The sequence below is a fragment of the Paraburkholderia sp. BL23I1N1 genome (assembly GCF_003610295.1).
Classification (GTDB): Bacteria; Pseudomonadota; Gammaproteobacteria; order Burkholderiales; family Burkholderiaceae; genus Paraburkholderia.
This window is the reverse complement of sequence record NZ_RAPV01000001.1, coordinates 4,129,515-4,142,275: the sequence shown is the minus strand read 5'-3', so window position 1 is coordinate 4,142,275 and position 12,761 is coordinate 4,129,515. Positions and strand designations below refer to the sequence as shown.

The 12,761-nt window shown below is 60.0% G+C and carries 12 protein-coding genes and 2 pseudogenes; 9 read left to right on the top strand and 5 right to left on the bottom strand.

Features of this window, described 5'->3' with window-relative positions; all coding sequences use genetic code 11:
* Positions 1-14: 14 nt before the first annotated feature.
* A complete protein-coding gene (locus B0G76_RS42920; protein WP_183082247.1) occupies positions 15-158 on the bottom strand; it encodes a hypothetical protein in 144 nt (47 codons plus the stop codon).
* Here B0G76_RS42920 and B0G76_RS19345 point away from each other — a divergent pair.
* Positions 145-1,513: pseudogene (locus B0G76_RS19345) on the top strand (epoxide hydrolase family protein). The gene B0G76_RS42920 and the pseudogene B0G76_RS19345 overlap by 14 nt on opposite strands.
* A gap of 40 nt (positions 1,514-1,553) precedes the next feature.
* Here B0G76_RS19345 and B0G76_RS19340 read toward each other — a convergent pair.
* Positions 1,554-1,943 (bottom strand): hypothetical protein, encoded by a 390-nt coding sequence (locus tag B0G76_RS19340; protein ID WP_120296551.1) that lies wholly within the window; start codon positions 1,941-1,943, stop codon positions 1,554-1,556.
* Positions 1,944-2,406: 463 nt separating this feature from the next.
* On the opposite strand from B0G76_RS19340, the gene oxlT reads away from it, so the two are divergent.
* The 8 genes and pseudogenes from oxlT (at position 2,407) to B0G76_RS19295 (ending at position 9,830) form a co-directional block, all read left to right on the top strand.
* Complete coding sequence (oxlT, locus tag B0G76_RS19335; RefSeq protein ID WP_120293999.1) at positions 2,407-3,735, top strand: oxalate/formate MFS antiporter; 1,329 nt, start codon at positions 2,407-2,409, stop codon at positions 3,733-3,735.
* A gap of 62 nt (positions 3,736-3,797) precedes the next feature.
* Positions 3,798-5,540 carry an oxalyl-CoA decarboxylase gene (oxc, locus tag B0G76_RS19330; protein ID WP_120293998.1) on the top strand — a complete coding sequence of 581 codons (1,743 nt, stop codon included), beginning with the start codon at positions 3,798-3,800 and terminating at the stop codon, positions 5,538-5,540.
* Between the two features lie 25 nt (positions 5,541-5,565).
* Entirely contained in the window at positions 5,566-6,816 is a 1,251-nt protein-coding gene (frc, locus tag B0G76_RS19325) for a formyl-CoA transferase (RefSeq protein WP_120293997.1), read from the top strand.
* A gap of 118 nt (positions 6,817-6,934) precedes the next feature.
* Entirely contained in the window at positions 6,935-7,366 is a 432-nt protein-coding gene (locus tag B0G76_RS19320; protein WP_120293996.1) for a PAS domain-containing protein, read from the top strand.
* Between the two features lie 696 nt (positions 7,367-8,062).
* Complete coding sequence (locus B0G76_RS19305) at positions 8,063-8,476, top strand: MarR family winged helix-turn-helix transcriptional regulator (RefSeq protein WP_120293994.1); 414 nt, start codon at positions 8,063-8,065, stop codon at positions 8,474-8,476.
* A 6-nt stretch (positions 8,477-8,482) separates the two neighbouring features.
* Positions 8,483-8,737 (top strand): annotated as a pseudogene (locus B0G76_RS44855) (chloride channel protein); the annotation flags it as partial.
* Positions 8,738-8,852: 115 nt separating this feature from the next.
* Positions 8,853-9,122 (top strand): CBS domain-containing protein, encoded by a 270-nt coding sequence (locus B0G76_RS44850; protein WP_409076720.1) that lies wholly within the window; start codon positions 8,853-8,855, stop codon positions 9,120-9,122.
* A 225-nt stretch (positions 9,123-9,347) separates the two neighbouring features.
* Entirely contained in the window at positions 9,348-9,830 is a 483-nt protein-coding gene (locus B0G76_RS19295) for a universal stress protein (RefSeq protein ID WP_120293993.1), read from the top strand.
* 39 nt (positions 9,831-9,869) lie between these two features.
* Here B0G76_RS19295 and B0G76_RS19290 read toward each other — a convergent pair whose 3' ends face one another.
* From B0G76_RS19290 to B0G76_RS19280, 3 genes are read right to left on the bottom strand one after another with little or no spacing between them, the layout of a single operon-like run.
* Positions 9,870-10,220: a hypothetical protein gene (locus B0G76_RS19290; RefSeq protein ID WP_120293992.1), complete on the bottom strand. Its 351-nt coding sequence runs from the start codon at positions 10,218-10,220 to the stop codon at positions 9,870-9,872.
* The gene (locus tag B0G76_RS19285) at positions 10,217-11,155 is read right to left on the bottom strand and encodes a hypothetical protein (protein ID WP_147394066.1); all 939 of its coding nucleotides are present in this window, start codon (positions 11,153-11,155) and stop codon (positions 10,217-10,219) included. The genes B0G76_RS19290 and B0G76_RS19285 overlap by 4 nt, the downstream gene beginning before the upstream one ends.
* 33 nt (positions 11,156-11,188) lie before the next feature.
* Positions 11,189-12,565 (bottom strand): IS4 family transposase, encoded by a 1,377-nt coding sequence (locus B0G76_RS19280; protein WP_120293990.1) that lies wholly within the window; start codon positions 12,563-12,565, stop codon positions 11,189-11,191.
* Positions 12,566-12,761 lie beyond the last annotated feature (196 nt).

Genomic DNA, 12,761 nt, shown 5'->3' with positions numbered 1-12,761 from the left:
AGCAATCCTCTTGGTTAAAGATCCTTCTCGCGCTTCACTACGCCCACGCCGAACGCACCCGGCGTGGGCGTAGCGCGTTCAACGGTTCGTGAAATCACGTTGCCCTTGATCGGAAACCCGGCTTCATCGTCTATCGGAAACGTTATGTCAGACACCATCCTTCCCCAGTCGCCATCGCGCCGCCGTTTTGTCAGTGTGACAGCGGCGGCCATTGCCGCGGGGGTCGCTGAGTCAGCTTGCTTTTGCAGAAACGAATCAGGCGATTACTGAAGTCGCCCCGTCAGCGAGCGGCGACAAGACCGCCATTCGTCCACTTCGTGTGCATGTGCCGGAATCGCAATTGATCGACTTGCGCAGGCGCATCAAAGCCACGCGGTGGCCTGACCGGGAAACGGTCACCGATGACTCGCAGGGCGTGCCGCTCGCGATGATTCAGGAATTCGCGCGCCATTGGGCAGCCGATTACGACTGGCGCACCTGCGAGGCAAAACTGAACAGCCTGCCGCAGTTCGTGACCGAGATCGATGGGCTGGACATTCATTTCATCCATTTTCGCTCGAAACATGACAATGCGATGCCGCTGATCGTCACGCACGGCTGGCCAGGCTCCGTCATCGAGATGCTGAAGATTGTCGATCCGCTGACCAATCCCACGGCATATGGCGCGAGCGCGTCGGATGCGTTTCATCTGGTCATTCCGTCTTTGCCCGGCTATGGATTTTCAGGCAAACCCACCACAACCGGGTGGGGTCCGGAGCGTACCGCGCGTGCCTGGGTCGTCCTCATGAAACGCCTCGGCTACGCGAAATTCGCGGCGCAAGGCGGCGATCTGGGTGGCGTCGTCGCGAATGTGATGGGTAAGCAGGCGCCGCCTGAATTGCTGGGCATCCACGTCAATTTCCCCGCGACCGTGCCAGCCGGGATTGCCAAGTCCCTTCAAGCCGGGGATCCGCCGCCGGCCGGCCTCTCGGACGACGAAAAGCACGCTTACGAGCAGTTGAGCAGCGCAGCCAAAAAGCGGCGCGCCTATGCCCTGGAGATGGGAACACGCCCGCAGACGCTCTACGGGCTGTCGGACTCGCCCGTTGCGCTGGCAAGCTGGCTTCTGGATCACGGCGACGGGTATGTTCAGCCGGCAGCGGCACTGACCTCGGCCGTGTTCGGGCACCTCGTCAATGGAGAATCCGCAGGCGATCTGACACGGAACGATCTCCTCGACGACATCACGCTCTATTGGCTGACGAACACGGGCATTTCAGCGGCGCGCTTTTATTGGGAGTCTCACTTCAACTTCGTGGCTGCCGCCGATGTGTCCGTCCCGGCTGCCGTGAGCGTCTTTCCTCGCGAGAATTATCAGGCGCCGCGGAGTTGGACGGAGCAGGCGTACCACAACCTCATCTACTACAACCGGCTCGATAAAGGCGGGCACTTTGCGGCATGGGAACAGCCGCAATTATTTGCCGAAGAGGTTCGCGCAGGGTTGAGACCGCTGCGCGAATTTGCGATTTTTTGATAGGGAAAAACGAAGAGGCGGCGATGACCCGCTCCTTCGTCTACACACCCGCCAGCGCCGGCAACTCGACCTCATACGACACGCGCTCGCGCCAGCTGCTCACCCGCGTCTGCTGAACCGCCGGGCTCAGATGCGCCGCGCTGTCTGCGCGCGTCGGCAAGCACGCAGGGTACCGAGCTTTTTTCTTCCCAAGAATGGCGCGGCTCAGAAATTCGGCACTATACGATTTCAGCAAGTGCCCATGGTGTGCTTCGATATACGCAGCAATCCGCGCCTCCTCGCCGTCGATCATCGCGAGCAGCGTCAGCGTGCTCGCATCCCAACGAAAGCGCAGACCGAGTTCATCGAACGCACTGTTATAGGCGCACAACTGCGCTGCTACTTCCGCATCGTGCGCGCTGTTGCTTGGGTCAAACTGGGACGGGTTCATGGTCATCTCCTTCAGGCAGGTGGCATGACCAAGAATAGGAGCGCACACAGATAAACGATAGTTAAAGTTATTTCGAATAACGATAGCCTTTCGTTTATATATTTGTTTCCCCCAGGCGCGCCCGCCATCGCATCTGAACGTCCGTCAAACTGCCTCGCTTTTCTCGCAACCCCATAGCCATGGGCGGCAAACCTATCTATTAGGTATGCCTAATGCAAACCATAAAATGTTTTGACTTTCACTTATCGCTGTTCGCGCGCAGCATCCTCTCAGGAGTGCTCTACGCTGAACACCTTTCACCCAGTTGCAGTGCGGTCCAGGGATAAGGGTCTTCGTTAGTGCAATCGCCTCTGGCCGACCACTGGTGCGTCATTGCCCGCAGACAAGCCCGCAATGAAGCGATTCGATCACGTAAGTCCAACGCGCCGAACGAGTGCGACGGAAGATACAGGAGACGAAGGACATGGGACATTCCAACGTATCCGGGACAGGCAGTACGCCGTTCCGGCAGAACCGCTGGGTGCAGCTGGCGATTGGCATCGTGTGCATGGGACTCGTCGCGAATCTGCAGTATGCATGGACGCTGTTCGTCGTACCGATGGACAACGCCCACCATTGGGGTCAGGCGGCAATCCAGACCGCCTTCACGGTCTTCATCGTCACCGAAACCTGGCTCGTGCCCGTTGAAGGGTGGCTCGTCGACAAATTCGGGCCGCGCCCGGTTGTGATCGGCGGCTCGGTGTGCGCGGCGCTCGGCTGGATCGTCGACGCGCATGCGAGCACCCTCGCCGAGCTCTACGCCGCGGCAGTGATCGCCGGTATCGGTGCGGGTTGCGTGTATGGCACCTGCGTCGGCACAGCGCTTAAATGGTTTCCGGACAAGCGCGGTCTCGCGGCAGGTTTGACCGCGGCAGGTTTCGGCGCCGGCGCGGCCGTCACCGTGATTCCAATCGCCAACATGATCCAGCGCTCGGGTTACGAGCACACATTCATGTTCTTCGGCATTTTCCAGGGCGTCTGCATTCTGCTGCTCGCCACCATGCTGGTACGTCCGAAACCGCCCGCATCCGCAGTCGCGGCGAAACGCATAGTGGCAAGCAAGATCGACTACACGCCTGGCGAGATGATCCGTTCGCCGCTTTTCTGGGTGCTGTATCTGATGTTCGTGTTCGTCGCGGCCGGCGGCATCATTGCGACCGCGCAGCTGGGGCCGATCGCGAAGGAATACGGCTTTGCCAAAATGCCGGTGAATCTGATGGGCATCACGCTGCCGCTGCTCACGATGACGCTGTCGATCGACAATCTGTGCAACGGCTTCACGCGTCCGTTGTGCGGTTTTCTGTCGGACCGTATTGGCCGCGAAAACACGATGTTCATGATCTTTCTCGGTGAAGGCGTCGCGCTGCTGGGACTCATGCAATTCGGCCACAACCCCTACGCCTTCATGTTCTTCGCCGCCGCCGTGTTCCTGTGCTGGGGCGAGATCTTTTCGATCTTCCCGGCAACCTGTGCCGACACGTTCGGCAGCAAATACGCCGCAGCCAATGCGGGGACGCTCTATACCGCGAAAGGCACGGCCTCGATGCTGGTGCCGATCGCCTCGGTGCTGTCGGCGAACGGCGGGTGGAGCACCGTGTTCATCTCGGCTGCGGTGATCTCGATCGCGGCAGCCGTGTCCGCAAAATTCATTCTCGCACCCATGAGAAAGCGCTGGATCGAGACCTCGGGTGCGACTGCCAGCGTGGTTATCGCTGAAGCGCGGTTGCAGCCGTCATCCGGCTCGCCCGAATAAACAACAACGTGAGCCAGCCGCTCACGACGAACCCACTACGCCCCGTGACCAAGGAGAGAATCATGGCAGAAGCCGATAGACCCGCAGAAGACGCTACCCAGACGCAGCAGGCAGCCGAGACGACTGACGGATTCCATCTAGTCATCGACGCCCTGAAACTGAACGAGATCAGCACGATCTTTGGACTGGTCGGCATTCCGATCACTGACCTCGCGCGGCTTGCACAAGCGGAAGGGATGCGTTTCATCGGGTTTCGTCATGAGCAGCACGCGGGCAACGCAGCGGCCATTAGCGGTTTCATGACGCAGAAGCCGGGCATCTGCCTGACGGTGTCGGCGCCGGGCTTTCTGAACGGCCTGACCGCGCTCGCCAACGCGACCACCAACTGCTTCCCGATGATCCTGATCAGCGGCTCGAGCGAACGCGAAATCGTCGATCTGCAGCAGGGCGATTACGAAGAAATGGATCAGTTGAATGCGGCCAAGCCGTATGCGAAGGCTGCGTATCGCGTGCTGCATGCGGAAGACATCGGCATCGGCGTGGCCCGTGCGATCCGTGCCGCGGTGTCGGGCCGCCCGGGTGGCGTGTATCTGGACTTGCCGGCCAAGCTGCTCGCGCAAACGATGGATGCCGTGAAGGCGCAACAGTCGCTGGTGAAAGTGGTCGACGCCGCGCCGCGTCAGTTGCCGGCGCCGGAATCGGTCAAGCGTGCAATCGATGTGCTCAAGAGTGCGAAGCGTCCGCTGATCCTGCTCGGCAAAGGCGCGGCGTATGCACAGGCCGACGCGGAGATCCGTGCCTTCGTCGAGCAAAGCGGCATTCCGTATTTGCCGATGTCGATGGCGAAGGGCCTGTTGCCCGATACGCACGAGCAATCGGCTTCAGCGGCGCGCTCTTTCGTGCTGCAGGAAGCCGACGTCGTGGTGCTGATCGGCGCGCGTCTGAACTGGCTGCTCTCGCATGGCAAGGGCAAAACGTGGGGTGCCGAGCCGAAGCGGTTCGTTCAGGTCGATATCTCGCCGACCGAAATCGACAGCAACGTCGCGATTGCCGCGCCGGTGATCGGCGATATCGGCTCGTGCGTGGCGGCATTGCGCGCAGGTCTCGATGGGGGATTTGCGAAGCCGGGCGCCGAGTGGACCGGCGCGATCGCCGAGCGCAAGAGCAAGAACCTCGCGAAGATGGCCGAGACGCTCGCCAAGAATCCATCGCCGATGAATTTCCACAGCGCGTTGCGCGCCATCCGCGACGTACTGAAAACGCGTCCGGACATCAACGTCGTCAACGAAGGTGCGAACACGCTCGACTACGCGCGCAGCATCATCGACATGGCTGAACCGCGCAAGCGCTTCGATTCGGGCACGTGGGGAATCATGGGTATCGGCATGGGCTTCGCAATCGGCGCGGCGGTGACGAGCGGCAAACCAGTTGTGGCGATCGAAGGTGACAGCGCCTTCGGTTTCAGCGGCATGGAACTCGAAACCATCTGCCGTTACGACCTGCCGGTTTGCACGATCGTCTTCAACAACAACGGCGTGTATCGCGGCACCGACGTGAATCCGACGGGCGGCAAGGACGTCGCCCCGACCGTGTTCGTGAAGGGCGCGCGCTACGACAAGATGATCGAGGCATTTGGCGGTGTCGGCCACCACGCGACCACCCCCGAAGAACTGACGAAGGCACTGCTCGAAGCAATCGAATCGGGTAAGCCGACCTTGATCAATGCCGTTATCGACGAAGCGGCGGGCACTGAAAGCGGCCGTCTGACCAATCTGAATCCGCAAAGCGCGGCGATGAAAAAGTGACTCAAGTAACTACGGAGATATCAAAGTGACCAAACCTCTCGAAGGCGTCAAGATCATCGACTTCACCCACGTGCAAGCCGGCCCCGCGTGCACCCAGTTGCTCGCCTGGTTCGGTGCCGACGTGATCAAGGTCGAACGACCGGGTTCCGGCGACGTCACGCGCAATCAGTTGCGCGACATTCCTGACGCCGACGCACTGTACTTCACGATGCTCAACAGCAACAAGAAGTCGCTGACGTTGGATACGAAAAAGCCCGAAGGCAAAGAAGTACTCGAAAAGCTGATCCGCGAATCCGACGTGCTGGTCGAAAATTTTGGCCCAGGCGCGCTGGACCGGATGGGCTTTTCGTGGGAACGCCTGAACGAACTCAATCCGAAGATGATCGTAGCTTCGGTGAAGGGTTTCAGCGACGGCCATCACTACGACGACCTGAAGGTCTACGAAAACGTCGCGCAATGCGCGGGCGGCGCGGCGTCCACCACGGGCTTCTGGGACGGTCCGCCGACGATTAGCGCCGCGGCGCTCGGCGACAGCAACACCGGTATGCATCTGGCGATCGGCATTCTGACCGCGCTGCTAGGACGCGACAAAACCGGCAAAGGCCAGAAGGTCGCAGTGTCGATGCAGGACAGCGTTCTGAACCTGTGCCGCGTGAAGCTGCGGGATCAGCAGCGGCTGGAGCGCGTGGGGTATCTGGAGGAGTATCCGCAGTATCCGCACGGCGAATTCAGCGACGTGGTGCCGCGCGGCGGCAATGCGGGCGGCGGTGGTCAGCCGGGCTGGGTCCTCAAGTGCAAGGGCTGGGAGACAGATCCGAACGCGTACATTTACTTCACGATCCAGGGCCATGCATGGGAGCCGATCTGCAAGGCGCTCGGCAAACCCGAGTGGATCGACGACCCGGCCTACAAGACTGCCGAAGCACGTCAGCCGCATATCTTCGAGATCTTCGGAACCATCGAAGCGTGGCTCTCCGACAAGACCAAATTCGAAGCGGTCGACATCTTGCGCAAGTTCGACATTCCGTGTGCGCCGGTGCTGACGATGAAGGAACTGGCCAACGATCCGTCGTTGCGCGCGAGCGGCACCATCGTCGAAGTGCCACATAAGAAACGCGGTTCGTATCTGACGGTTGGCAGTCCGATCAAGTTCTCGGATATGAAACCGGAAGTGACCGCTTCGCCGCTGCTCGGCGAACATACGGACGAAGTGCTGGCGGGCCTTGGCTATAGCAAGCAGGACATCTTCAATTTGCGCGAAATAAAAGCGGTCTGATGATGTTTGATGGTGTCACACCGCAGGCCCGCGTGTATGCGCGAGCCTGCGGATACGGCGTTCCTCGTGGGCGCCGTAGCCCATTCAAGGATCCGCGTTTTTATATTCGGGGAGCACCATGCAAAGCGCTATCGACTTCGAGCAACTCGTCAACGCGATTGGCGACGCGGTCATCATCTCCGATGCCGGCGGCAGCATCACGCTGTGGAACCCCGCGGCCGAGCGCATGTTCGGCTTTACGCAAAGCGAGGCGCTGGGAAAGTCGCTCGATCTGATCATTCCCGAACGTCTGCGCGGCCGCCATTGGGACGGCTATCACAAGACCATGGCAACGGGCGAAACCCGCTACGGTAACGACGTGCTGCGTGTCCCCGCCGTGTGTAAGGATGGGCGGACGCTATCGATTGCGTTTACGGTTGCGTTGCTGCACTCGCCGCAACACGAACTCACCGGCATCGTCGCCGTGATCCGCGACGAAACCAGCCGCTTCCAGGAGGATCGTGCGTTGCGCAAGCGTCTTGCGGAACTGGAAGCGTCGGCGCGCGTGTAAGCAGCCGCTGGGCGAGATCTCTTGGCACCACGACATCGGGCGTGGCGGGCGATTGAAACGTGATCAGCATGATGGCTCCTTGCTTCGATTTGTATTGCGCCATCGCGCCCGAAAGCCGTTCGGACTCACCCCGAGGACTCATGCCCCGCGTCTTTCGCGCTGTGACGCAGCGTGACCCGGGCAAGCGGTAATCGTCTCCCGCGACGACGGCCGGGGCCTCCACGATGACCGGCTTTGCACATCGGAGCGAAGCGCGGCATCCCCATGGGCGCGTGCCATCCGGGCAAATCATCTTTGGTGTTTCTCCAGACTGCTCCGGTTCAAGAACCAGCCACCGGAAGGCCTGCCTTCATTTTATATCACGACGTGATCTATATGGGCTAAAAATGCCATTATTCAGACCATATCTGCGCCAGACGCAGAATTATTCTGACCCCGTCACCAGTGCCGTGCTGTCAGATCTCGTCGACCTGGAAGGTACTTTTATATCAGCACGTTATTGGCATCGTGATCCGCGCCGACCTTGTCGACACACGGGCGTTCAGCAGAGGGGGCAGTCTGTCGTCCCCCATGCAACGCTGGTTCCGGCGCAGCGACGCGCCGCATAGCGCTTTCACGCGTTGCTACGCCGAACACAGGCACTAATATCACGACGTGATATAACTTTCGCCTTACTTACTTCTCCATGAAATTCCGATGAAGACACTCGCGCGCGGCTTGAACAAGGCAGACTTCGAGCAACTGTCCGAGTTTCGCTATCAGATGCGGCGCTTCGAGCGCTTTTCTGAACAGGCCGCCCAGGGTGAAGGCATTACGCCATTGCAGTATCTGCTGCTCCTGCATATCAAGGGCTATCCGGAACGCGACTGGGCCACAGTCGGCGAGCTTGCGGAACGTCTCCAGGCGCAACATCACGGCGTGGTCGCGCTTGTATCACGTTGTGAGGCACTCGATCTGGCCCGTAGAAAGGTCAGTGAGACCGACCGCCGCCAGGTCGAGGTTCATTTGTTGAAAGCGGGCGAGCAGGTGCTTGCCCGTCTCGCCGAGATGCACCGTGCCGAACTGAAGTCGCTGAAAGGCACGTTTAACGTCCCCCAGATTGATTTTTGAGTCCCCATGAGTCTCGATTCCCATAAGCGCGATTTTTCCACCAGCGCGCGGCTTCCCGGCATTTCCGCACTCGCTGCGGGAATCGGCGCCCTCAGCACGCTCGCGGCGTTCGTGCTGCTGAGTCTGATTCATCTGTTCACCAATCTGTTTTTCTTCCAGCAATTTTCGTTTGCGGACCGCTCACCGGCCCACAACACGTTGGGTCTCTGGGTGGTGGTGATCCCGGTGATCGGCGGTCTCATCGTCGGTTTGATGGCCCGCCGAGAAAATTGCCCGGCGTGGTTATCACATTTACCGGGAATACGGGGTCGATCCGCTTGAGCGCCACCACGTCGACGAGGTGATGTCGCGTACGGTCCAGACAATCGATGGCGATATGTCCGTAGGCGAAGCGCTCGCAACCTACTTCGGCCCGACGCAGACGCATCGCGCGTATCCGGTCGTGCGTCAAGGCGTGCTGGCGGTGCACGGTCTCGAACGGTTGCCTGTAGTCGCGGACTCCGAAACGTTGCAACTGATCGGCATTGTGTCGCGCAGCGATCTGGTCAAGCCGTCTCTTGCCCACTTCGACGAGGAGCAAAAAAAAGAGCGCTTCCGGCGCTTGCGGGTCAACACCGGCAAGCGGCATTTCCCGCCGGTTCCGTAAGTTAGCGAACCCCAAATTCGGGATCGAATTAACGCAGATCGCGTGCAATAGGCCACGTTTGACGTGAGGCGGATATACCTCATAAGGTGACATATAATAAATTCAAGGCGGGGTGATCGCTCTCGTTGTGCTGAGTCGCTTGTGAGCGACGGTCATCGGAGCGGTTTCACATCCGCCGCCCGGCCGCTGGATAGCGGGACTTTCTGAATCTGGGCGAACGACAACATGTCTGCATTCGTGCGCATTCTGCTGTGTTATGACGCAACCCGCGAGGGGCGGCGGGCGTTGCGTCTTGGCGCTTCGTTAGCGGAGCAGCTCAGGGCGGAAACGCACCTGCTTGCCGTTCTGAATAGCCTGGCGTGGTCGCAAAGTGCCGATATTGCGTCTGCCGTGCCGTTCGACGCGTTGGAGCAGTCCGCGAGGGAAATCCTCCGTGATGGCGTCGAGAAACTCTCTGCGCGTGGCGTCATCGCCACGCCCCATTTCGCAATTGGCGACCCTCTGGACCATATTCCGTTTTTTGCCCGTGAGCTGAAAGCTGATCTGATTGTCGTCGGGCATCGCCGAAGCGGCCTCCTCCGGCGATGGTGGAGCGGCACGAACGATGGATTGCTGCTGGACAGGGTATCCTGCGCAGTGCTGGTCGCCATGGAGCCGGAAGACGCGGAGGCGCACAAGTCCGCGGAGACATCCTCCGTGCGTGCATAAGGGTGGTGTTTGCGCGACGGGCAGTGAAACGGCCGCTACCTAGCGTTGAAGATTGCCTGAGCCAGAAGCGGCCATCGCGGTGTAACTTGAGTCGACTGTGTCGAACAGCACCAATTGCCGCTCGTCGACATCCTGGGACGCATCGTCCGTCGTGTCGGCATTACTTTGATTGAGCCGGGCCCGCGACCCGGCATCGAACAGCGCACAAAGCGCGCGCGGACGACCCAACCTATCATCGTCCTCGCGGAAGGTACTCATCAAGCGCTTGTATAGATCGGACCCAATCTGCGCTCCGATTGATGTCACCGAATAGTCGAGGGCAAGCGGTGCGCGCGGCCTGACTTCCGTACACAGACCGAGTCGGAAAAAGAACGGTGCGGCCGTCGTCATGAGTTCCACACCGAGTGAAACGTCGCCCCCCTCGGAAAGGCCAGATGTAACGCAGCTCTTACATCACCAAGCTGCAACCTGAATTCATCGAACGCCGTCTGATCGGAGTCTGCCCTTGTACGTATCGTGCGCCGCAGATGCCGACACACGTACGAGACAAAGCGCCGCTCAGCGGCGGACTGCTCTCCATTGTCGGCGAGCTTGCGGAGCGCATAGGCACGACTTGTTTCGAGCAATCTGTATTGCACCGAGCCATTTTGAAACTCGGCCAGCAAAAGAGACTTCTCCGACAGCGCGCGCACGGCGTCCAATACGTCCACCGAATCTAGATCTCTCTCGGTAATCACGGTGGTTGCAGCGTCAAGATCGAACGTCGCCGGGAAGACGCCGAGCCTTCTGAGCACAGTCTGCTGCGTGGTCGACAGCAGGTTATAACTCCAGTCAAAAGTCGCCCTCAGCGTCTGATGCTGAGGTAACGCAGTCCGATAGCCTCCGTTCAGAATCTGGAAGCGGTCACCCAGATTGGCGACGAGTTCCTTAAGGCCATAAGTCGCAGCCCGTGACGCCGCGAGTTCAATTGCAAGCGGCATTCCGTCGAGACGACGGCAAATTATTCCGGCGAGCGAAATGCTGCACGCGTCGGACGCAAAATGCCGGTCAATAGCACGTGCCCGGTCGAGAAACAGCTGCACGGCACTCCTATTCACGACCTCGGCATGAGCTTCCTCCAGGAGCGGTACGTCTAGCGACTGCACGCTATAGATGACTTCCCCGGGCAATTTGAGGGGTTCGCGGCTGGTCGCCATGACCCGCGACAGGGGTACCCATGTCAGGATGGCCTGGGCCAACTCTGCTGCCGCCTCGATGATATGTTCACAGTTGTCGAGCACCACCAAAGCGCGCTTGCCGCTCAAACGCGCCAGCAGCCGTTGCAAAGGGGATTCCCCGCTAGAACGAATGGCACTTACTTAAGCCTGTGGAGCGTGCCCATATTTTTGGACGCGCTCACGTGCGATGTGACGAGGCTCTTTCAGCCATGGGTAGGACTTCAGTCTTCGTTTTCGCATCCGTGGTTCGATGCGACCGGGGCGACTCCCGACGCAAGACTGCGCGATCAGGTTGAACAGGAGACTCGGGTCGTGGGTTGCGGTCAGACCTCGGGCCAGCCATTCAGTCCATAGCTGCGCGGTGTGTTTGAAACTCAGTGTTCGCGGATCGGTGGCATGGTGGCTCGCGGCCTGAGCCATCAGCAGCCGAATCACGTTGTAGGCCAGCAGATGGACCCAGATCTCCTTCTCGTTCATGTGGGCAGTCTGGCAATGCAGTACGTCCATACCCATCGTCGTCTTGATGTTACGTAGATCCAGTTCCACGTTCCAGCGCCTGGCGTACAACTGCGAGAGGTCCTGTTTGCTGGTCTTGCGTGCATCAAGCATCGTGGTGACCAGCACCCGGTGATGCAGCCTGGACTCGCGCACCATCAGTTCATCGGGGAAGGCCTGGTACTGCTCACGCGTCATCCAGTCGGGACGCTGCCGGGGTTTGGGCCACGTCACAATGTGATCGCGCATGCCCAGGGACCGGCCTCGCCGAAAGGCGGTGCGGCGCGCCCCATGCTGTTCCATCACGATATCCACTCCGGCGGCGATCATTGAGGCCATCAGAAAGTAGTGGCAGTACAAGGCATCGGCGACGATCACATCGCCTTTGCGAAACGTGGCTTGCAGCATGCGAAACGCCGTCAGCTCCCCGCCGCCTTTGCCCGCGTACGTTCCGATACCCGCCTCCAGCACTGCGCCGCTTGCCAGACAGATCACCGCAACCAGATAGGCTAACGGAAAGCCCACTCCTTCGGCCTGAGCACTGGACTGCGCGAAGCGGGCCTGGTTCGACGGCGTATCGGGCATCGGGATCCCTGTACCGTCAACCAGCTTGACCGGGCGCCCGCGCCACTTCCAGGCCGCTCTGGCCTGCTGGTGCAGTTGACGTCCTGTCTCGCGCGTCAACTCCCGCACCATCGTCAGCGGCAGTCTCTGGCGAGCGCGGCAGTAGCCTCCCGTACGCACACGCATGGGCCGCAGCCCGTCGGCAGCTCGCTGCGCGGCGCACCCGTTGACGGCCTTCTGACAGGAGGCGTCCTCTTCCAGCGCCTGGCGCATGAACATCGACAGTGTCACCGTCGGCGGATACAGCCGTTCCCGATGTTCTGGCAAATGCGCTTCCGTTATGTCCAACAGCCCGGGGCTCGTCAGTATGTTGAAGTAGTCAACCGCCTGGGCCTTGCGTGCCCGGCTTTGAACGCCGCCTCGTGTTTGCCTCTGATGACTTCGTGCATTACGATCCATGGGGGCCGGTCCTTGGAATGAGACGGGTGTTTGCCTGGTAACAACCATCCTATCAATCCCTGGATCAGCCCCCTCCCTTTCTCTTCAAGCACTTACCCGCGTCTTCTCCTCCATGCAGGCTTAAGTAAGTGCCATTCCCTCTAAGGCCGCTTAATGAACGATATGTTTGGCATGATCACTTCGCCCTCGTAACGAG